Below are 16,761 nucleotides of genomic sequence, written 5' to 3' on the forward strand. Positions count from 1 at the left end.
GGGCTTCTGGTAGCGGAGTGGCTCACTTTTCGTGTCGCCGCCCCCAGGTTGTCGCCGGCGACAACCTGGGGGCCCTCACCGGCCAACTTGGTTGTCGCGAATCGGCCAAGGGGGTTGACGCGGGACACCCGCGGCCACATCCAGCAGGCTGTCTGGGTCGAGCACCCGGGCCACCTGGCGACCCAGGGCTGCCCAGTATTCAATCTGCTCGGCGGCACTGCGATGGTGCCTGGCCCCGACCAGGGCGGCGCTCTCCATCAGCTCTCTCTGCAACCGCACCGGAGAGGCGGATTTCGGCATGACGAGGAGCCCCAAAACCAGGCGACACAAATTGATTGTAGCAGAATGCTACGAGGGCATCCACCTCCACCAAGGCCCCCAGCCACCATCGATTCAGGGCAGCACCTGATCAGCCAGCCGCTGGAGACGTTGATCAGCCGTGAGCAGCAGAGCCGCTTCCCGCCGGGCCAGGGCCAGGTAAAGGCAGTCGTAGACGGGATGGTTCAGATGGCAGGCCAGGGCCAGAGCTTCCACTTGCAGATGGCGGTCAGGCTCGATCTGATCCACCAGATCGGCGGCGTCCGCCAGCAGCTGCTGGGGATCCATGCCCGCCAGCCCAGCACCGCGCTGCAGCTTCCAGAGCGCATTCGCCACTTCCGTGAGCATCAGCTCGGGAGCCAGCACCAGCGGCGCCTGCCCTAGTTGCTCCGCCCAGCCACTGGAAATCGGATCATGCGTGATCAGGCGCAGCACCGCCGAGGCATCAAGCACCAGCGTCGGCGCCATCAGCGCTCGCGGTCGCTGCTGATCAGGGATTCCGGCGACTCCCCCCACTGCAGCGCGGGTCGCTGCTGCCAGCGCTGGGCAATCCTCTCCAGCGCCAGCTGGCGCCGCTGCCGCGGGTCCCCGCCAGCGATCGCCTCCAGATCAGCCAGGGCTTGCTGGCTCAGGCTGCGCTTCTGGGCGCTGGCCCGCCGCTGCAGCAGGCGGTGCAACGGATCCGGCAGGTCGCGAATCTGAAGGGAGGCCATGACAGCTCGCGGACTTACGTCAGATTACTTGGATTGCATGCGGATGGCATGTTGCGACACCTTGAGCTCCACCCTCATCCCCCGCCCCCCATCCGCACCGTCGCCTCGATCCGCTGTGTGCCACCCCGTTCGATCGACCTGATCAGATCAGTTCGCTTCATGACATGACGAGTTCACCGACCTTGCGAGCACCCGGAATATGTCCACATGAAAGATCAAGGTCGAGATCTTTCAGATGCTCAACTAAATCAGTCAGAGTGTCGCCTTGCGTCCAGTCATCAGGATATTCTTGAAGGTACCCAAGCCAGGAATCATCCTCCTGCCAATGAACGTACTTGATCTTTTGCATTGAATGGTCCTCCGGGAGCTATTGGGCTGGGGTATTCAATTAACCTACTAAAGTCGCCCATGCTCCGGCCAGACCCACGTGCGAGGCAGGGCAGGGTCTCTAGGCCGCAGTTTCCCGCCCCTCTGCCCCGATCTGCTGGTCGAACTCGCTAGTCCCAGCGACGCCGGCCCCCGTGGCCTCACCGCCTTGCGCCGCAAGATGGCCGCCCTACCAGGCCAATGGGGCCCAACTGGGCTGGCTGCTGATCCCCGAGCAGGAGGCTGTCGAGATCTGGGGCAGCGACACCGATGGCGAGCCCCAGCGCCTTCAAGACGCCACCGTGCTGGAGTCTGGCGAGGGGTTCCCCGGGCTGAGGCTGGAGCTGGCGGAGATCTGGGAGGCCTGAACGGCGGGGTTATGCCCTGCGTGGCTTTTTGTGTGGGGAGAACACCTTCCAACGGGAGGCTGACCGCCTGTGAGCGGTTTCTCGATGGACTTGATGCCGAGGCGAGCCTGGTGGTTCCTTCCATCAGCATCCTGGAGGTATTCAAGTGGGCATTGCGTGAATGCAGCGAGACCTGGTCGTGGATCTTGATAGTCGTGGATCTTGATAGTCGTGGATCTTGATAGTCGACTCGCGCTGGCCAGCGGCGTCTTCCGTACTACCGCCAGAACCCGTCAATCATGCCTGTACACAATGTACAGTTTTTTTCAGTACTCTAACGAGGCAAGCCAAGTGCAGGACGGGTCGCAGCGGTTGCTGGTAGCACTGAGCACCCCATCCAGCCTGGCCGCGGAGAGAATTTCTGATCAGCCTCCTCAGCGGTAGACATCACGGCGATGGCCAATCCGAACGACTTGAACGATCAGAATTTGATCCATCACTTCGTATACGATTCGGTAATCTCCAACTCTGACGCGATACACCCCGGTCTCCCCTTGGAGCGCGATGCAGCCCGGAGGTCTGGGATTATCTGCCAGCAAATCAATGACGGAGGCGACGCGTTGCTGATCCCGTTGTTGCAGTCCAGACAAAGAGCGCAGCGCACGTCGAGCTAAACGAATCTCGTAGCGACCAGATGCCATGAAGCTCAGATTTCAACCCAAGCCCAGAGCCGCTTTGGCTTGCTCCCAAGGGATGGTGTCGTTATCTCCTCGTGCCAGCGACAGGGCAGCGCAGTCGCTGGCATGGTCTGCGGCTTCCACAAGTCGCTCAAAGGCTGCATGATCAAGAACCACGGCTACAGGGCGGCCCTGGTTTGTCAACACCACCGGTTCACCACTGCGTTGCGTGGAGTCGATCAGCTCAGCGAGACGCTCCTGAGCCTGGCCAACTGTGATTTCCCCCATCGTCATAGCGTTTTATGCAGACGGATCAGCTTGATGCACGCAATTACCTTAGCGCCCATCAGCCAGATTTTTTTTCGAGCACCTCGGGCTGAACCAATGTGTTCACCAACGACCCGCTGGCGCTGCAGACCCCCAACCACAGCTGGTACCGATTAGCAGTATTTCAGTGGGTTGAAGAATTGGATGCGTTTGTGAAGTGAGTGACCGTTCAGATCTAGCGTGCTGCCCAAGCCTGTCAGGCTGATGGACTGCTCACCGGTGACCTGATCATTCAAACCGTTGCTGAGTTTCTGAACAGCCTATGAATGACCAGTGTGCCCGGTGTCCACGACGTTGGCTGATGGCAACTCAGAAACCTGCCAGCAGAGCCTCCGCCCAATCAGGCAAAGGAGCGAAATGACGCTCGATCCTTCCGTGCCTCACCGTGAAGTTGGGGGTGAAGGGATGGTCTGCTGAACTGTTGTCGTAAACCCTGGCAACGTCGCAGACCGGCAGCGTCGTTCTCACATGCCGCAGCAGCCGGGGGATGCGGCTCACCACCTTGTCAGCAGGCACATCATGCCCTCCTTCGCTGACCCGCTCGCTGATGCGCGCCTGGTTCAAGGCTGGGCTTTCGAGGTGAATCATCACCAGGATCACCTGGTAGCCAAGGGCCTTGGCACGGCCGACGAAGTCCACCTTGGAGGGGTGGGAATACACCGTTTCAAAACAGAAGCTCACCCCTCTGAGCAGCAGGTTGAGCCGCTGCTCTTCAGCGAGCTTGGCCGCGTCATAACTGTGCGCCTCGGGAGCGTCGGGAGCGTCGGGATAGACGACCCGGGCGAGCACATCGGCATTCACAAATGGCACGCCAAGAGGCTGGAGATAGAGACGATAGAACGTTGATTTTCCAGCTCCATTGCCCCCCACCAGCATCCATAGCTGCCTTGGCTGGCTCAACGCTTCGAGCCGCTGCAGGGCTCGTTGTCGATCGCCTCAAAGGCCCCATCACGAAACGTCCCCACGCGTCGTGTGCCATCGGGGCCGATCTGTTCCAGGTGGCCAGGTTGACGGATGGACGCCTGATAGCGGAAGGCCGCCGTACTCACGTTCTGGGCCAGGATACCGGACTCTCGATCAGCATCCAGTGCCGCAAACACCTGCTCAGGGGCCACGATCGGTGCCGCCACAGGCTCAAGCCTGAGGCGCGTCAAGCCCGCGGCCACGTCCAACAGGCTGTCTGGGTCGAGCACCCGGGCCACCTGGCGACCCAGGGCGGCCCAGTATTCAATCTGCTCGGCAGCACTGCGATGGTGCCGGGCCCCGACCAAGGCGGCGCTCTCCATCAGCTCTCTCTGCAAACGCACGGGAGAAGCGGCTTTCGGCATGACGAGGAGCCCCCACAGAAGGAATCACCGCGGGACTGTAGCAGAATGCTACGTGGCCATCCACCCCAGGGCGCCTGTTGGCAGGGGACCTGGATCGGCTGGCCATGACTGGAGGCACCGTTGCTGAACTCGCCACTGAGCCGGACCTGTACAGCTTCAACGACGGTTAGCCCATCAGGCCACGTGGATGGGCTGAGGCTGGAGCCGGCTGAAGCTGGGAGGCCTGAACGTCGCCTGCGGACAGGAACAGGCAGCCCCCAGACCCCATCGATTCAGGGCAGCACCTGATCGGCCAGCCGTCGCAGACGTTGCAGGCCCAGGGCTTTCAGCTGCAGATGGCGATCGTGTCATCTGCGATCAGGCGCAGCGCTCACGGACGCTACGGATCAGGGATTCCGGCGACTCTCGCCAGCAGCACTTCTTGGAGGCGTTGTTGCCTATCTCGAAGGTCGTGGACCTGCAGGTAAGCTATGACAATTCACGGACCTGAGTCAGACGACTTGGACTGCAGGTGCCGCCATTCCAGGCCCCTTCTTGTACGACGAAGGCTCTGGCTATTGAGGTCAAAGCGAGAGTAAAATGAAATGGCTGAACAGATGGTCAATCTGCACGTGGAGCGCCGGCCCAGGCGGAGAGGGGTGCAGCCGGCACCATCAAACGCTTGGATGGCAGCCTCCCGGCTGTGCTCAAGAACAAGAAATAGACGGACGCTGGATCGCCGAGGTGCCAGAGCTGCCCGGAGTTTTGGCGTATGGCAGTTCCTCGGCCGACGCGATGGCAAAGGCTGAGATTTTGGCTCTTCACGTTATCGCTGATTGACTTGAAAATGGGGAATCGGCAGGAGCCATTCCATTGGCCGTCAGCCAAAGCCAAAAAGGTCTTGGCTACGGCCCAAGAATGCTTGCAAGAACCGCAAAACATACTGACCTTGAACCCAGCGACCTATGAACCAGGGCTAATCGGCCTACGATTAAACGATGGTACTTTCCCGGATCAGCCACGATCCCGCCGTCATGGGCGGCAAGCCCTGCATCCGCGGGCTGCGCATTACGGTCGGCACGATCGTTGGCCTGATCGCCAGCGGCAGCAGTCGTGAACAGATCCAGCAGGCTTACCCACAGCTCGTGGCGGCAGATATTGATGAGGCCCTTGCTTACGCAGCCTGGCGCATGGAGGAGCGGGAAGAGGCTCTGGTCCTGAGCTGATGGCCAGCTTGCTGGTCGACATGAACCTGTCGATTCATTGGATTCCATTGTTGCGGGCAGCCGGCCATCAAGCGGTGCATTGGTCAGAGGTCGGTGATCCACGGGCTCCTGATCAAGCCCTGATGTGCTGGGCCGCTGCCCACGGCTATACCGTTTTCACCCACGACCTGGACCAGCGTCATTCAGGTGCGCTGCCTCAACGTGCTGCCAGACGTGATTGGGCACCTGGTGCTCTCTGTGCTCAGGACCTATGCCGCAGAGATCGAACAAGGGGCGCTGGTGGTTGCCGACGAGCGCCGGGAGCGGGTGAGGATCCTGCCGCTCAACCGCCTGGGTTGAAACGTTGCCGCATCAGCGAAGGCCCCCCCTCACCCCCCCGCCCCCATCCGCACCGTCGTTTCGATCCGCTGGGTGCCGCCACCAGCAGGCTCGAACTCCTGCCGCAGCTGCAGGCGCAGCAGGCCGTCGGGCTCCAGGGCGGCGGCCAGGCCCGGGTCGGTGAGTCCATCGAGCAGCACCCGGTTCTGGGCCGTTCCGGCGCTGGGTTCGCCGTATAGCCCGAAGGCTGGGCCGCAACGCATCAGCACCCGGCCGCGCCAGATGGCGCTGGGGGCAGCGCCCACCGTGTAGGTGATCGGGCCGGACGGCGTCTGCAGCTGCAGCACCGGCGTCCTGCCACCCAGGCCGCAGGCGGCCCCGGTTCCCAGGGCCAGGTCGACCCGCTCGGCGCGCAGCAGATCGCCCCGCAGCAGGGCCAGCACCCGCCGCTGCTGGCCCCGCTCGCGCAGCTGGCGCACCATCCGCTCCACCTGGCGGCCATCGGCCACCAGCGCCTGCAGCACCACCCCCCACACCAGCAGCCCGAGGCAGGCCGCCAGCAGCAGCTCCACCAGCGTGAATCCCGCCCTACGGGGAGCTGGGATCATCCTGGAACACTTCAACGCCATGGTGCAACTCCGATGAAAGGGCGGCTCAGGGCCGCGGATCCGGCAGGCAGCCGCCCGGCCCCTGCCGGCCCAGGCGGGTCACCCCCAGGGGCAGGGCCACCACCACGCAGCGCACCAGGTCGGTGCCCTCGGTGCTGAGCAGCACGGTGCCGCCGTCGATGATCAGCCCGTTGCTGGTGAAGCGCACCGCAGCCGGCAGGTTGTGGCTGAGGCTCACCGCCGGCCCCCCGCCCAGGCCCTCGCCCAGATCGAGTGCGGCCCCTTCGCAGGGGGGCAGGCTGCTGCCCTGGGGCTCCTGCCAGCCCGTGGCGGTGAGGGCCAGGGCGCAGGGTTGGCCCAGCCGCAGGGCGGCATCGCGGCCCCGCTCGAGCCCCAGCATCACCCGGCGGCTGGCCCCCTCCAGCCGGGCGGCGGCCAGCTCCGTGCTGGCGGAAGTGAGCCCCAGCTGGGCCAGCAGGCCCACCAGCACCAGGGCCAGCAGGGTTTCGCTCAGCGTGAAGCCGCCCTGATCAGGGGTTGCCACCGCCCCCTCCCTGCGGCGCGGGCCCGCAGAGGCCCAGAACCGCCGGCACATAGAGCCGCTGGCGCGGTGTGGCCTCGCCGTCCACCACCAGCCGCAGCACCACCCCATCGCCGCTGGTTGAAGTCTCCAGGTGGCGCACCAACCCCGGGGCCAGGGGGTCGGCCGCCAGCACCTGCAGCAGCTGGGTCGCCGCCACGGTGCAGTCGCCAGCGGAAGGGGCCAGGCCGCGCAGGAAGGTTTCGGCCCGCAACAGCGCGGCCTCGGCCTGCTCCATCCGCTGCTGCTGGCGCTCCTCGGCCACAGCCGCCGCGCCCGCCAGGGCCCAGAGCTGCAGGGAGGCTCCCGCCGCTGAGGCCAACACCGTCGATCCGATCAGCAGTTCGAGCAGGCTCATGGCGCCACCCCCCGCAGGCCCACCAGGCGCACGTCGGTGATCAGCGGCTGCGGCTGGGCGGGGGGCTGGGCCGGCGTCAGCTGGACAGCGAAGGCCCCCTGGCGCGCCGGCTGCCCCGCGGCGGCGGCCAGCTCCAGCAGCAGCTCGGCCGGGGCCAGCTGCGGGCTCCAGCTCACCAGCCGGTAGGCGCTGCCCAGCACCTGGCCGGCCTTGAGGGAGGCGATCGCCGGGGCGGGAGCGCAGGCCAGCCCTTGGGAGTCCCAGTGCTCGAGCGGCAGCGCCAGCAGGCAGGGATGGCTGCGGTAAACATCGGCCAGCAACTGCTGGCCCGCCGAGGCCAGCCGGTCTTCAGCGTGGCGCTGCTGCTGCTCCCGGATCCCCTGCAGGCGCACCTGGAGGCTGACGGTGTGGGCGGAGAGGCTGCCCAACAACAGAACCATGGACGCCCCCATGGCCAGGGGCAGTACGAACCCCTGTGATCGGGGGGGGTGATGGCGTTCAGGCAACGAGGTCATGGCGGTGACAGCAACGTCTGCTCCAGAGTTCCCACCCGAGGACAGCCGCAAGAACCAGCTCGGTTCGACCGACGTGCGGGCCCGCTTGGCGGGGCTGGGACTCACGGCAGCGGATGTGGCCGACGCGGTGGCCTGGGCCAGGCGCTCGTTTTCAGATCTGGCTTGACGCCTCCTGATCAGACCATCGGCAGCGGTTGCAGCGGATCCACTCCCTGAAGGAAAGTTCCGCAGGGGAGGCAGAGGATCCCATCGATCCGCAACGGTTCCTGGCCCAGGTAGAGCAGGGCGACCCTGGCTTCTGGATAGTCAGCCTGGAAGGCCTTCAGTCCCTGCAGATCCCCGGAGTGAAGCTGGCGGCTGCGTTTCACTTCCAGGGCCGTGAAGCTGTCGGGTCCGTACACCACAAAATCCACTTCCCGGCCCGCCTTGGTGCGCCAGTAGAAGAGTTGATCGCCACTGCGCCGGTAGGCGATCCAGGCCCGCAGGTGTTGGGCGACCAATCCCTCCAGGGCCATGCCTTCGATCTCCGCAGGGGAATCGAGCGGGCCAGCCGGCCGCAGCGAGCGGAACACACCGGCATCGAAGTAGTAAAACTTCTCATGGGCCACCACCTGGCGCTTCGCCCGCCGGCTGAAGACAGGCAGCCGGAAGGCCAGCAACAGGTCTTCCAGGATGCCCAGGTAACTCTCCACGGATTTGCGGCCCACCTGGCACTCCCGCGCCACGGCGGAGAGGTTGAGGGTGGAGCCATGGGAGAAGCTGATCGCTTCGAGGAACCTGGCAAAGCCGCCAAGATCACGCACCAGCGCCTCGGCCTGAACCTCCTCCCTGAGGTAGAGCGAGGCGTAGGCCCGCAGGGTCTGCTCCGGATCGATCGCTTCCCAGACCAGGGGCACCAGACCAAAGCGCAGGGCGCGGTCGAGGCTGAAATCAACCCCCAGTTCCGCCGCCAGAAAGGGGTGCATCGAGGCCGACACCAGGCGCCCGGCCAGCAGATTCCAGCTGCCGCGGCGCAGCTTTCGGGCGCTGGATCCGGTCAGCACGAAGCGCAGGTCGGGTTGCTCCTCCACCAGGGCGTGGACCACATCCAGCAGAGCCGGCACCTTCTGCACCTCATCAATCACCACCATGGCGATGCCAGGTTCGGCGGACACCCTCTCCCGCAACCGTTCAGGCCTGGCCTGGTGAAGGCGCTGGGCCTCGGGATCGAGCAGGTCGAGCCGGTAGGCGCTGCCATGGGCCTGGCGCAACCAGGTCGACTTACCGGTGCCACGGGGACCGAACAGGAAAAAACTCCCAGCCGGTTCCTGCAGAAATCGCCTGACCACCTCCAAATCCGCCGCCTTTTTGGAGTTTGCGCCTCCAATAATGCCGGTGCCAGGGCTGGATGGGCGCCCGGGGCATGCGCCAGAGTTCCCAGCCAAGGACACAAGCCGCCGCCGCCCATGACCCACCCGAGAACCAGGGACACCCGGGACGAGGTCGATGGCTTTGTGCAACGCCACCAGCTCGACTATTCGATCGGCCAGCTGCGGCTGGTGGGACTGGTGCTGCTGGTGCTGGAGCTGGTCACGCTGCTGCTGGCGGCGAGCTTCGCCAGTGCCGAGCCTCCCCAGGTCCGGCTCGGCGCCCTGATCGGCCTGTCCCCGCCCCTGCCGCTGCTGCTCGTGGGCTTCTCGCTCTACCTGCTCAGTGGCGGCCACCGGCGCAACCGGCTGGAGCAGCCCTGGACCGGAGCCCTGCACCACACCCTGCTGCCCCTGGGCCTGATCCTGCTGTTGCTGCTGCCGGCGGTCACGATCCACGACGCCGCCAGCCTGATCCACCAACGGCAGGGGGTGGCGTCCCTGTCACCGCTCCAGCAGCAGCTGCTCAACCCGGTGCGCCTGATCACCACCCTGCTGCTGCAGACGATGACGGGCTTCGGGCTGCTGCTGCTGCGCAGCCAGGGACTGCGCCAGATGCGGCGGGTGGGGCTCACCCCGGACCTGTTCTTCCGCACCGACGCCACAGGCCCTAGGAAGGAGCACCGGCGGCGTTCGACGGATGGGGGGTGAGGCAGACGGCCGTCAGATGGTTCCCACATCCCGGCCACTGTGGCTGCCGTCACCAGCCCCTTATCCAGATCTGTGAGCGCAAATTCTCTGGCGATCAGGGGCAAGCCGACACCTTGCATGAATACAATCATGCCCTCAAAGAACTTGCCGGCTGTAGCCAGACTCCACAAAAACCACTGCATTCCCTACAGCGGTGGACCGGCGAGTGGTAGTAGGCCAGCACAGCCTTTACCCATTCGATGATCGGGGTGGCAGAAAAGAGTCCCTGCTCACTCTTCTGCAGTCCGCCGAAATGTTCAACGGGTACGCTCTCGGGGTGGCCGTCGGGGTACAAGATGAATCAGATGGCGCATCATCTGGTGCCATGATTGATGCCTGACTCCTCGTGGGCTTGGCCGGCCATGCGCACCACCCTGAATCTCGACGACGATCTGATCCGCGAGGCACTGCGAGCCCTCGTCCAACGGGAAAGTGCCCGCCGCCTGGCGGCTCTTGGCGGCAGCGAGCCCGCACTGGAGGCCGTCCCACGCCGACGCAGTCAAGCGACAGCCGGCGCTATCAGCCAGCGCATGTCCTGATCCAGCGTGGCCGCCAGCTTGGGGTTCCACGCCGGCAGGCTTTCCCATTCCTGGCGGCTGTAGATGAGCAGATCGGTGGCCAGGGGCAGGTCCGCCGTGTCCCAGGCTCGCAGTCGCTCCCAGATCGGCAACTCGCATTGCTGCAGCACCAGCAACAGATCCAGATCGCTTCCCACTCCAGCATCCCCGCGCCCATAGGAGCCAAAAATCCCCACAGCCACCAGCTCCGGATGGGCAGCGGCCTGGCACCGGGCCCACCGGGCCGCCTGCGCAAGGACGTGGGCCGAGCGGGGCCATCGCAGCACGGACCCATTCGATGATGGCGGTGGCATGAAACAGTCCCTACTCACTCTGTAGTCTGCCGAAATGTTCACCGGGTGTGCCCTCCGGGTAGCTGTCGGGATATCGGGTGGGGAGATAGAAGCCATCCAGTAAGCGGAGCCGGTCGTCGATTGCCTCCGGATACGGGGGCTGCAAGTCACCCTTGCCGGGCACAGCAGCCCAGAGCCAGATTCAGGGCCTTCAAGGCTTTCTCGGTGGCCTGATGGGCCGCGAAGCAGGCCCACTCATGGCGGTCGGCCTGCATGGAGGCAGCAGCCTGTTCAAGATCCTGCAGGGGCTGATTCAGCCAGTCAGCGGAGCATTCAGCCATCGGGCCATTCTGGCCTTGCGGATTCCAATGCCAAAAAGCCGTTTTAATATTGCCAGATGCTGCACCTCCACACACCTTCCAGACCTGCCTTGGCAGATCCGAGCGCGATCCTGCATCTGCAAGCAGGCGACGGGGCCGAGCTGCGCGAGGCGGTCCGCAAGGGTCTGCCATTCTCAGCCTTTGAGGCCTTATCCAGCCACCTCGCGATCTCCCAGCAGCAGGTGACGGCCGTTTTAGGGATTCCGCCGCGGACCATCGCTCGCAGGAAGGCGTCGCAGTCGCTGACCTCTCAGGAATCTGACAGGCTCTACCGAGTGGCCAAAACGATCGCCCAGACTGTTGAGGTGCTTGGCTCCATCGATAAAGCCCGCGTCTGGCTCAAGAGTCCCAACCGTGCGCTAGGTGGCGAGGTACCACTTGATCTCCTCGACACCGAAATTGGTGCCCATCAGGTGAAAGATGTATTGCTCCGTCTCAACCACGGCATCTTCAGCTGATGCAGGTCTGGCGGATTTTCCGCAAGCCGCACGCGCTCACCACGCCTTTTGAGCTGAGCCAACCTCACTGATTCAGCTTCAGCACCGCCATGAACGCCTCTTGGGGCACCTCGACACGGCCCATCGCCTTCATGCGTTTCTTGCCCTTGGCCTGCTTCTTGAGCAGCTTCTTCTTACGGGAGATGTCGCCGCCGTAGCACTTGGCCAGCACGTCCTTGCGGATGGCGCTGATGCTTTCGCTGGCGATGATGCGGCTGCCGATCGAAGCCTGGATCGGAATCTTGAACTGCTGCCGCGGAATCAGCTCCTTGAGCTTCTCCACCAGCCCCTTGCCCACGTTGTAAGCCTTGTCGCGGTGCACGATCGTGGTGAGTGGATCGGCCTTCTCGCTGTTGATCAGCACATCGAGCCGCACCAGTTCGTTGCGGCGGTAGCCGATCAGGCTGTACTCCATCGAGGCATAGCCCTTGGTGCGGCTCTTCATCTGATCGAAGAAGTCAGTCACCACCTCCGCCAGCGGCATCTCGTAGTGCAGCGTCACCCGGTCGGTGGTGATGTACTTCAGATCGATGAACTCACCGCGCCGCTCCTGGCACAGCTCCATCAGGGCGCCGTTGTACACATTGGGGGTGTAGATCTCGAGCTTCACATAGGGTTCTTCGATCGATTCCCGCTTCTGGGGATCGGGCAAGGTTGCGGGGTTGTCCACCATCAGGGTGCTGCCGTCGATCATTGTCACCTGGTAGATCACCGAAGGGGCGGTGACGATCAGGTCGAGGTCGTACTCGCGCTCCAGCCGCTCCTGCACGATTTCCATGTGCAGCAGGCCCAGGAAGCCGCAGCGGAAACCGAAGCCCATGGCGCTGCTGGTCTCCGGCTCGAACTTCAGGGCCGCATCGGAGAGCTGCAGCTTGTCGAGGGCTTCCCGCAGGTCGGGGTATTGGTCGGCATCGGTGGGGAACAGGCCGCAGAACACCATCGGCGTGGCTTCGGCATAGCCCGGCAGCGGTTCGGCCGCCGGATTGGCGGCCAGGGTGATCGTGTCGCCGACGCGGGCATCGGCCACCGCCTTGATCGAGGCGGCCAGATAGCCCACCTCGCCGGCGTGGAGGCTGTCCACCTGGCGTTGGTCGGGCGCCATCACGCCCACCTCGTCGAGTTCGATGATCTTGCCGCTGGCCATCAGCAGCACCTTGTCCTTGCGGGCAATCACACCGCTGATCACCCGGAAATAGACGATCACGCCCCGGTAGGGGTCGTAATAGGAGTCGAAGATCAGGGCCCGCAGCGGTTCATCCGCCTGGTCCGGCGGCGCCGGCACCCGATCCACCACCGCCTGCAGGATCTCGGGCACCCCCAGGCCGGTCTTGGCCGAACAATTGATGGCCGTGGAGGTGTCGAGGCCGATGATCGCCTCGATCTCCGTCTTGATGCGATCGGGATCGGCCCCGGGCAGGTCGATCTTGTTGAGCACCGGAATGATCTCGAGATCGTTCTCCAGCGCCAGGTACACATTCGCCAGCGTCTGCGCCTCCACCCCCTGGCTGGCATCCACCACCAGCAGGGCGCCCTCGCAGGCCAGCAGGCTGCGGCTCACTTCATAGGAGAAGTCGACGTGGCCCGGCGTGTCGATCAGGTTGAGGATGTAGGTCTGGCCGTCGGCTGCCTTGTACTCCATCCGGGCCGCCTGGAGCTTGATCGTGATGCCCCGTTCCCGCTCCAATTCCATGTTGTCGAGGAACTGGGCCTGCATGTCCCGGGCCGCCACGGTGCCGGTGTCCTGCAACAGCCGGTCGGCCAGGGTCGATTTGCCGTGGTCGATGTGGGCGATGATGCAGAAATTCCGGATCCGCTGGGCGGGAACGTCGGTCATAGGGGGGCAGCGGCCGGCGACCCCAAGGGGCCACCACAAGATGGAGCGATCCTAGGCAGCGGCGGCCAGGGACTACCCAGCCACAAGAGCGCCCGCCTGGGGGGTGTTCCTACGGCCAGTGGGCCTAGCGTGTGACCACAGTGCGGGGGAACCATTGCAGGCCTTCACGATCCGCCAACTCAAGAGCAACCCCTTCACGGTGATCCGCGCGGCCGAGGCCGATGCCATGGCGCTGGTCACTAACCGTGATCAGCCCACGGCGCTGGTGGTTGCCCTTGATCGGCTAGGCGTCGCCGATACGGCCGCCGTGCGCTCCGGCCTCGCCCTGACCCTGATCCAGTCGGGTTCGATCTCCACCGCCGCCGCCGCCCGTATCGCCGGCCTGCCACTGCCGCACTTTCTTGAACTCCTCTCCAGCCTGAGGCTTCCACTCAGCTCCAGCGATCCGGCCGACACCTGTTCCGACCTGGAGGCCTTGAAAAATCTCTGAAGGGGCTGGGCTACGCGGTGGCAAGGCCGATGCCGAGCCGCCGCAGCACCGGCAGGCGTTCGCGACCGAAGGTCTCCCAGAACTCCTGCAGGTGGCCCAGGGCCTGGTTCGGATCCTCGATCGGCCGTCCCTCAGGGTCTTTCACACTGCCGCCGGCCATCGTGATCCCCATCCACACCAGCTGGACAACGTCTTCGGCGGGAAGATCGGCGTTGGCGGCCTGCAGGCAGAACGCCTCCAGCAAGGAAACGGTGACGGGCTGCAGGAGAACCGGAGAAAGCAAGGCGCCGATCTCCTCACCCGCCGTGATCTGGTCGAGGCAACGTTGATTGAAAGCGGCGATGGTTCTCGATAACGCCTCAGCGTCGGCGCCGCTGGAGACGCTCGCGCCGACCACTCCCGCTCCGAGGAGAACGGAGAGCCGCATCAGCATGTCTTCCAGCTCCAGGGACGACTGATCCAGGAGCCAACCCAGGCTCTCGGAGCGATCCATAAGGGTTCCCCTCAAGGCCCGCATGAAGTCGGCATCCATGGCCAGCAGACCGAGACTCGTCGCGAATTCATTGGCGTCATCCGCCTGGGCGGCGCCGAGGTGCAGACCCAGATCCGCCAACACCTGGCGGCGCCATGGTGCCGATGGCGGACAGGCCCCCCGGGCGAAGAGATCGCGCCGGAACGTCTGGTTGATCACCAGATCCAGCAACACCTCGCGCATGGGCAGATCAGCCGCCCCCAGAACAAGGGCGCGCCGTTCCGGGTCCAGCATCTCGGGGAACATCTCCGGCAGCGTGGCCGAACCGATGTGGGTGAGGCCATGGGCCCTGCAGAGCCGGTGCATGGGGCCTACATAGAGGGGTTGATGGGCCGAGTGGTACTCGCCCATCAGGTAGGGCTCCGGGCTCAACTGAATGAGCTCCACCAAGGCTCTGAGCCCTGGAAGTTCCTTGCCGAGGGGCCAGGCGTTGTCCTCCGTGCCGGTGCATCGGATCAGGGTCTCGGCCGCCTTGCGAATGCCCGCCAGGGAGGTGCTGCCCCCACCGCGCAGAGCCTCTTCCAGGCTCAGCATCTGCAGGCTGCTGCGCGACAGCCAGCCCGGATAGGTGTTGTAGGAGCAGTAGAAGATCCCCCCCGGCCGCAGCACACTTCCCGCCGCCGCAATGAGGGCTTGCCTCACCTCGGGCCCCACCCAGCTCGCCAGCCCATGGGCCACCACGACATCAAAAGCCTCCGGCCAGCCGCGGCAGGGGCCGGTGCTGGGCAGCCCCTCCGCGAAGGTCGTCAGATCCGCCAGGGCGAAATGGACGTTGCTCAGGCCCAGGGCTTCCGCCTTGGCGGTGGCGGCGGCGATGTGGGTGGGGTTCAGGTCGAGCCCGTAGAAGTGGGCCTGGGGGTGGGCGGCGGCGTTGAACAGGAGGTTCAGGCCGTGGCCGCAGCCGAAATCGAGGTAGTGGAAACCTGTGCGGACCAGGCCGGGGCCAAGCCGGTGGCGGCCTCCCATGAGGGTCGCCAGCACGAGCCAGGACACGGACAGCTCCCGGTGCAGGAAGGCCCCGTAGGTCTTGTCGGTGGGATAGGCGGGCTTGAGATCCATCCCGGCGTGGCAGGCGCTGTGCGCGCAGGATGGCTCAGGATCCGGCCGCTGCCAGCGACATGGGCCGAACGTCGGCTTTGACCTTCCATCCAAACTAAACTAAGACTTAGTTTGATTGGTTCCGCATGTCGGCGACAGAGCCTCCCTCCGCACCCCTTCTGGCCCCCGTGCTGGTGAACGTGCACGAGGCCAAGACCCATCTGTCCCGTCTGTTGCAGCAGGTGGAAGCTGGACAGGACGTTGTGATCGCCCGGGCTGGCCGGCCGATCGCCCGGCTGGTGCCCTGTGGTGGCAAGGCAGGGGGGATCGCCCCTCCGGGTGCCCTCGCCGGTGCGATCAGCCTGTCTGACGATTTCGACGCCCCGGTTGACGGCCTGTTCGACCCCAACCTCTTTCCTGCGGATGGAGCCCGTGGCACGTCTGCTGCTTGACACCCATCTGGTGCTTTGGTGGCTGAGCGCCGATCCACGCCTTCCCACCGCCGTGATCAGCCTGCTGCAGCAGTCCGACCACGAGGTCTTCGTCAGCCAGGCCTCACTCTGGGAAATGGCCATCAAGACAGCGCTCGGACGCCTCTCGGCCGACCTGGTGCAGGTGGAGCGCCGCATTCCGGAACAGGGCTTCCGCTGGCTGGCCCTGCGCAACGAACACCTGCTGGCCGTGGGAACGCTGGAGTCCGTCGAGGGTCATAGCGATCCCTTCGATCGGCTCCTCGTCGCCCAGAGCCGATGCGAACCATTGCTGCTGCTGAGCGCCGACCGCCAGCTGGCGGCCTACGGACCGACCGTGCGGCTCGTCTGAACCGGCCACGGGCTTCCTAAGCTCTGGGCAAGCAATGGAGTACCCATGACCACCGAGACAACCACCGAAACCGGCACCGACCCCCGCGCCCTCACGATCGAGAACGTGGAGCGCACCCTTGATGAGCTGCGCCCCTACCTGATGGCCGACGGCGGCAACGTTGAAGTGGTCGAAATCGACGGCCCGGTGGTGAAAGTTCGCCTGCAGGGCGCCTGCGGCTCCTGCCCCAGCAGCACCATGACCCTCAAGATGGGCATCGAGCGCAAGCTGCGTGAAGCCATCCCGGAAGTGAGCGAAGTGGTTCAGGTGCTCTGAATCCCACCTGAAAAGACCCTGGACAGCCTTCCCACGCGGAGGGCTTTTTCATGACCGATTGTCATCCTTTTCTTCCGCAACGCCCAGCCCCCTAGGTAACCAAACTCAGGGACCAGCAGCGTTCTGGTCCTAACTTGAAGTTGCAGCAAGAATGCTGCGATCCCACAGGTTTTGGCCTGCGGCAGCGGAGGGGTAGAGCGATGACGACGAAGTTTCTGTTACGGGCATTGTCTGGCCCCTCCAGGGT

General features: G+C 64.7%; 27 protein-coding genes and 1 pseudogene. 11 read left to right on the top strand and 17 right to left on the bottom strand.

What is annotated here, in order from left to right; genetic code table 11:
- Window positions 1-75: 75 nt before the first annotated feature.
- The 4 genes from KBZ33_RS17410 to KBZ33_RS17425 all read right to left on the bottom strand — a co-directional run bounded on the left by KBZ33_RS17410 (window position 76) and on the right by KBZ33_RS17425 (window position 1,380).
- The gene (locus tag KBZ33_RS17410; protein ID WP_254954685.1) at window positions 76-300 is read right to left on the bottom strand and encodes a ParD-like family protein; all 225 of its coding nucleotides are present in this window, start codon (window positions 298-300) and stop codon (window positions 76-78) included.
- A gap of 93 nt (window positions 301-393) precedes the next feature.
- Complete coding sequence (locus KBZ33_RS17415) at window positions 394-786, bottom strand: type II toxin-antitoxin system VapC family toxin (RefSeq protein ID WP_254954686.1); 393 nt, start codon at window positions 784-786, stop codon at window positions 394-396.
- Window positions 786-1,031 carry a FitA-like ribbon-helix-helix domain-containing protein gene (locus tag KBZ33_RS17420; protein WP_254954687.1) on the bottom strand — a complete coding sequence of 82 codons (246 nt, stop codon included), beginning with the start codon at window positions 1,029-1,031 and terminating at the stop codon, window positions 786-788. Before KBZ33_RS17420 ends, KBZ33_RS17415 begins: the two co-directional genes overlap by 1 nt.
- Before the next feature lie 157 nt (window positions 1,032-1,188).
- Window positions 1,189-1,380: a type II toxin-antitoxin system HicB family antitoxin gene (locus KBZ33_RS17425; protein ID WP_254954688.1), complete on the bottom strand. Its 192-nt coding sequence runs from the start codon at window positions 1,378-1,380 to the stop codon at window positions 1,189-1,191.
- Between the two features lie 172 nt (window positions 1,381-1,552).
- On the opposite strand from KBZ33_RS17425, the gene KBZ33_RS17430 reads away from it, so the two are divergent.
- Window positions 1,553-1,765, top strand: a complete 213-nt coding sequence (locus KBZ33_RS17430; protein ID WP_315859224.1) for a hypothetical protein — start codon at window positions 1,553-1,555, stop codon at window positions 1,763-1,765.
- A 413-nt stretch (window positions 1,766-2,178) separates the two neighbouring features.
- On the opposite strand, the gene KBZ33_RS17435 is transcribed toward KBZ33_RS17430, so the two are convergent.
- The 4 genes from KBZ33_RS17435 to KBZ33_RS17450 form a co-directional block, all read right to left on the bottom strand.
- Complete coding sequence (locus tag KBZ33_RS17435) at window positions 2,179-2,445, bottom strand: type II toxin-antitoxin system RelE/ParE family toxin (RefSeq protein ID WP_254954689.1); 267 nt, start codon at window positions 2,443-2,445, stop codon at window positions 2,179-2,181.
- A gap of 12 nt (window positions 2,446-2,457) precedes the next feature.
- Entirely contained in the window at window positions 2,458-2,709 is a 252-nt protein-coding gene (locus tag KBZ33_RS17440) for a type II toxin-antitoxin system Phd/YefM family antitoxin (RefSeq protein WP_255011868.1), read from the bottom strand.
- A gap of 348 nt (window positions 2,710-3,057) precedes the next feature.
- Window positions 3,058-3,624, bottom strand: coding sequence for a zeta toxin family protein (locus KBZ33_RS17445; protein ID WP_254954691.1), 567 nt, complete (start codon window positions 3,622-3,624; stop codon window positions 3,058-3,060).
- A gap of 20 nt (window positions 3,625-3,644) precedes the next feature.
- A complete protein-coding gene (locus KBZ33_RS17450) occupies window positions 3,645-4,055 on the bottom strand; it encodes a ParD-like family protein (RefSeq protein ID WP_254954692.1) in 411 nt (136 codons plus the stop codon).
- A 998-nt stretch (window positions 4,056-5,053) separates the two neighbouring features.
- Between KBZ33_RS17450 and KBZ33_RS17455 the strand changes: the two genes are divergently transcribed.
- From KBZ33_RS17455 to KBZ33_RS17460, 3 genes and pseudogenes are all read left to right on the top strand, one after another.
- On the top strand, window positions 5,054-5,281 hold the full coding sequence (locus tag KBZ33_RS17455; RefSeq protein ID WP_254954693.1) for a DUF433 domain-containing protein: 228 nt from the start codon (window positions 5,054-5,056) through the stop codon (window positions 5,279-5,281).
- Between the two features lie 20 nt (window positions 5,282-5,301).
- A pseudogene (locus KBZ33_RS21905) lies at window positions 5,302-5,394 on the top strand (hypothetical protein); the annotation flags it as partial.
- A 73-nt stretch (window positions 5,395-5,467) separates the two neighbouring features.
- Window positions 5,468-5,620: a hypothetical protein gene (locus KBZ33_RS17460; RefSeq protein WP_255011870.1), complete on the top strand. Its 153-nt coding sequence runs from the start codon at window positions 5,468-5,470 to the stop codon at window positions 5,618-5,620.
- 29 nt (window positions 5,621-5,649) lie between these two features.
- Here the strand turns inward: KBZ33_RS17460 and KBZ33_RS17465 are convergent, their stop codons facing one another.
- From KBZ33_RS17465 to KBZ33_RS17480, 4 genes are read right to left on the bottom strand one after another with little or no spacing between them, the layout of a single operon-like run.
- Complete coding sequence (locus KBZ33_RS17465) at window positions 5,650-6,207, bottom strand: prepilin-type cleavage/methylation domain-containing protein (RefSeq protein WP_254954695.1); 558 nt, start codon at window positions 6,205-6,207, stop codon at window positions 5,650-5,652.
- A gap of 46 nt (window positions 6,208-6,253) precedes the next feature.
- Window positions 6,254-6,751 carry a GspH/FimT family protein gene (locus tag KBZ33_RS17470; protein WP_254954696.1) on the bottom strand — a complete coding sequence of 166 codons (498 nt, stop codon included), beginning with the start codon at window positions 6,749-6,751 and terminating at the stop codon, window positions 6,254-6,256.
- A complete protein-coding gene (locus KBZ33_RS17475) occupies window positions 6,738-7,145 on the bottom strand; it encodes a hypothetical protein (protein ID WP_254954697.1) in 408 nt (135 codons plus the stop codon). Before KBZ33_RS17475 ends, KBZ33_RS17470 begins: the two co-directional genes overlap by 14 nt.
- Complete coding sequence (locus KBZ33_RS17480; RefSeq protein WP_255011872.1) at window positions 7,142-7,585, bottom strand: hypothetical protein; 444 nt, start codon at window positions 7,583-7,585, stop codon at window positions 7,142-7,144. Before KBZ33_RS17480 ends, KBZ33_RS17475 begins: the two co-directional genes overlap by 4 nt.
- 79 nt (window positions 7,586-7,664) lie before the next feature.
- Here KBZ33_RS17480 and KBZ33_RS17485 point away from each other — a divergent pair, with 79 nt between their 5' ends.
- Complete coding sequence (locus KBZ33_RS17485; protein WP_254954699.1) at window positions 7,665-7,826, top strand: hypothetical protein; 162 nt, start codon at window positions 7,665-7,667, stop codon at window positions 7,824-7,826.
- A gap of 10 nt (window positions 7,827-7,836) precedes the next feature.
- On the opposite strand, the gene KBZ33_RS17490 is transcribed toward KBZ33_RS17485, so the two are convergent.
- The gene (locus KBZ33_RS17490) at window positions 7,837-8,988 is read right to left on the bottom strand and encodes a DUF4143 domain-containing protein (RefSeq protein ID WP_254954700.1); all 1,152 of its coding nucleotides are present in this window, start codon (window positions 8,986-8,988) and stop codon (window positions 7,837-7,839) included.
- 117 nt (window positions 8,989-9,105) lie between these two features.
- On the opposite strand from KBZ33_RS17490, the gene KBZ33_RS17495 reads away from it, so the two are divergent.
- Window positions 9,106-9,717, top strand: coding sequence for a hypothetical protein (locus KBZ33_RS17495; RefSeq protein WP_254954701.1), 612 nt, complete (start codon window positions 9,106-9,108; stop codon window positions 9,715-9,717).
- Window positions 9,718-10,255: 538 nt separating this feature from the next.
- Here the strand turns inward: KBZ33_RS17495 and KBZ33_RS17500 are convergent.
- Window positions 10,256-10,723, bottom strand: coding sequence for a nucleotidyltransferase domain-containing protein (locus KBZ33_RS17500; protein WP_315859225.1), 468 nt, complete (start codon window positions 10,721-10,723; stop codon window positions 10,256-10,258).
- 50 nt (window positions 10,724-10,773) lie between these two features.
- Complete coding sequence (locus KBZ33_RS17505; protein WP_254954703.1) at window positions 10,774-10,947, bottom strand: HEPN domain-containing protein; 174 nt, start codon at window positions 10,945-10,947, stop codon at window positions 10,774-10,776.
- A gap of 89 nt (window positions 10,948-11,036) precedes the next feature.
- Between KBZ33_RS17505 and KBZ33_RS17510 the strand changes: the two genes are divergently transcribed.
- A complete protein-coding gene (locus KBZ33_RS17510) occupies window positions 11,037-11,444 on the top strand; it encodes an antitoxin Xre/MbcA/ParS toxin-binding domain-containing protein (protein ID WP_254954704.1) in 408 nt (135 codons plus the stop codon).
- Window positions 11,445-11,508: 64 nt separating this feature from the next.
- On the opposite strand, the gene lepA is transcribed toward KBZ33_RS17510, so the two are convergent.
- On the bottom strand, window positions 11,509-13,317 hold the full coding sequence (gene lepA, locus KBZ33_RS17515; RefSeq protein ID WP_254954707.1) for a translation elongation factor 4: 1,809 nt from the start codon (window positions 13,315-13,317) through the stop codon (window positions 11,509-11,511).
- A gap of 154 nt (window positions 13,318-13,471) precedes the next feature.
- Between lepA and KBZ33_RS17520 the strand changes: the two genes are divergently transcribed.
- Window positions 13,472-13,807: a UPF0175 family protein gene (locus tag KBZ33_RS17520; RefSeq protein ID WP_254954709.1), complete on the top strand. Its 336-nt coding sequence runs from the start codon at window positions 13,472-13,474 to the stop codon at window positions 13,805-13,807.
- Window positions 13,808-13,817: 10 nt separating this feature from the next.
- Here KBZ33_RS17520 and KBZ33_RS17525 read toward each other — a convergent pair whose 3' ends face one another.
- Complete coding sequence (locus KBZ33_RS17525) at window positions 13,818-15,398, bottom strand: class I SAM-dependent methyltransferase (RefSeq protein WP_254954710.1); 1,581 nt, start codon at window positions 15,396-15,398, stop codon at window positions 13,818-13,820.
- Between the two features lie 125 nt (window positions 15,399-15,523).
- On the opposite strand from KBZ33_RS17525, the gene KBZ33_RS17530 reads away from it, so the two are divergent.
- Genes KBZ33_RS17530 through KBZ33_RS17540 form a run of 3 tightly spaced genes read left to right on the top strand, consistent with a single transcriptional unit; the run spans window position 15,524 to window position 16,514 of the window.
- Complete coding sequence (locus KBZ33_RS17530; RefSeq protein ID WP_255011876.1) at window positions 15,524-15,829, top strand: type II toxin-antitoxin system Phd/YefM family antitoxin; 306 nt, start codon at window positions 15,524-15,526, stop codon at window positions 15,827-15,829.
- A complete protein-coding gene (locus KBZ33_RS17535) occupies window positions 15,801-16,199 on the top strand; it encodes a type II toxin-antitoxin system VapC family toxin (protein ID WP_254954713.1) in 399 nt (132 codons plus the stop codon). The genes KBZ33_RS17530 and KBZ33_RS17535 overlap by 29 nt, the downstream gene beginning before the upstream one ends.
- A 45-nt stretch (window positions 16,200-16,244) precedes the next feature.
- Window positions 16,245-16,514 (top strand): NifU family protein, encoded by a 270-nt coding sequence (locus KBZ33_RS17540; protein ID WP_254954714.1) that lies wholly within the window; start codon window positions 16,245-16,247, stop codon window positions 16,512-16,514.
- The last annotated feature ends 247 nt before the right edge of the window (window positions 16,515-16,761 follow it).

The organism is Cyanobium sp. Cruz-8D1 (assembly GCF_024345975.1).
Lineage (GTDB): Bacteria > Cyanobacteriota > Cyanobacteriia > PCC-6307 > Cyanobiaceae > Cyanobium.

What these genes read in the sequence shown, in the direction of transcription:
- KBZ33_RS17410 (WP_254954685.1), bottom strand. Translation starts at nt 300, where the DNA reads ATGCCGAAATCCGCCTCTCCGGTGCGGTTGCAGAGAGAGCTGATGGAG.
- KBZ33_RS17415 (WP_254954686.1), bottom strand. Translation starts at nt 786, where the DNA reads ATGGCGCCGACGCTGGTGCTTGATGCCTCGGCGGTGCTGCGCCTGATC.
- KBZ33_RS17420 (WP_254954687.1), bottom strand. Translation starts at nt 1,031, where the DNA reads ATGGCCTCCCTTCAGATTCGCGACCTGCCGGATCCGTTGCACCGCCTG.
- KBZ33_RS17425 (WP_254954688.1), bottom strand. Translation starts at nt 1,380, where the DNA reads ATGCAAAAGATCAAGTACGTTCATTGGCAGGAGGATGATTCCTGGCTT.
- KBZ33_RS17435 (WP_254954689.1), bottom strand. Translation starts at nt 2,445, where the DNA reads ATGGCATCTGGTCGCTACGAGATTCGTTTAGCTCGACGTGCGCTGCGC.
- KBZ33_RS17440 (WP_255011868.1), bottom strand. Translation starts at nt 2,709, where the DNA reads ATGGGGGAAATCACAGTTGGCCAGGCTCAGGAGCGTCTCGCTGAGCTG.
- KBZ33_RS17445 (WP_254954691.1), bottom strand. Translation starts at nt 3,624, where the DNA reads ATGCTGGTGGGGGGCAATGGAGCTGGAAAATCAACGTTCTATCGTCTC.
- KBZ33_RS17455 (WP_254954693.1), top strand. Translation starts at nt 5,054, where the DNA reads ATGGTACTTTCCCGGATCAGCCACGATCCCGCCGTCATGGGCGGCAAG.
- KBZ33_RS17465 (WP_254954695.1), bottom strand. Translation starts at nt 6,207, where the DNA reads ATGATCCCAGCTCCCCGTAGGGCGGGATTCACGCTGGTGGAGCTGCTG.
- KBZ33_RS17475 (WP_254954697.1), bottom strand. Translation starts at nt 7,145, where the DNA reads ATGAGCCTGCTCGAACTGCTGATCGGATCGACGGTGTTGGCCTCAGCG.
- KBZ33_RS17480 (WP_255011872.1), bottom strand. Translation starts at nt 7,585, where the DNA reads ATGGTTCTGTTGTTGGGCAGCCTCTCCGCCCACACCGTCAGCCTCCAG.
- KBZ33_RS17495 (WP_254954701.1), top strand. Translation starts at nt 9,106, where the DNA reads ATGACCCACCCGAGAACCAGGGACACCCGGGACGAGGTCGATGGCTTT.
- KBZ33_RS17500 (WP_315859225.1), bottom strand. Translation starts at nt 10,723, where the DNA reads ATGGCTTCTATCTCCCCACCCGATATCCCGACAGCTACCCGGAGGGCA.
- KBZ33_RS17505 (WP_254954703.1), bottom strand. Translation starts at nt 10,947, where the DNA reads ATGGCTGAATGCTCCGCTGACTGGCTGAATCAGCCCCTGCAGGATCTT.
- lepA (WP_254954707.1), bottom strand. Translation starts at nt 13,317, where the DNA reads ATGACCGACGTTCCCGCCCAGCGGATCCGGAATTTCTGCATCATCGCC.
- KBZ33_RS17525 (WP_254954710.1), bottom strand. Translation starts at nt 15,398, where the DNA reads ATGGATCTCAAGCCCGCCTATCCCACCGACAAGACCTACGGGGCCTTC.
- KBZ33_RS17530 (WP_255011876.1), top strand. Translation starts at nt 15,524, where the DNA reads ATGTCGGCGACAGAGCCTCCCTCCGCACCCCTTCTGGCCCCCGTGCTG.
- KBZ33_RS17535 (WP_254954713.1), top strand. Translation starts at nt 15,801, where the DNA reads ATGGAGCCCGTGGCACGTCTGCTGCTTGACACCCATCTGGTGCTTTGG.
- KBZ33_RS17540 (WP_254954714.1), top strand. Translation starts at nt 16,245, where the DNA reads ATGACCACCGAGACAACCACCGAAACCGGCACCGACCCCCGCGCCCTC.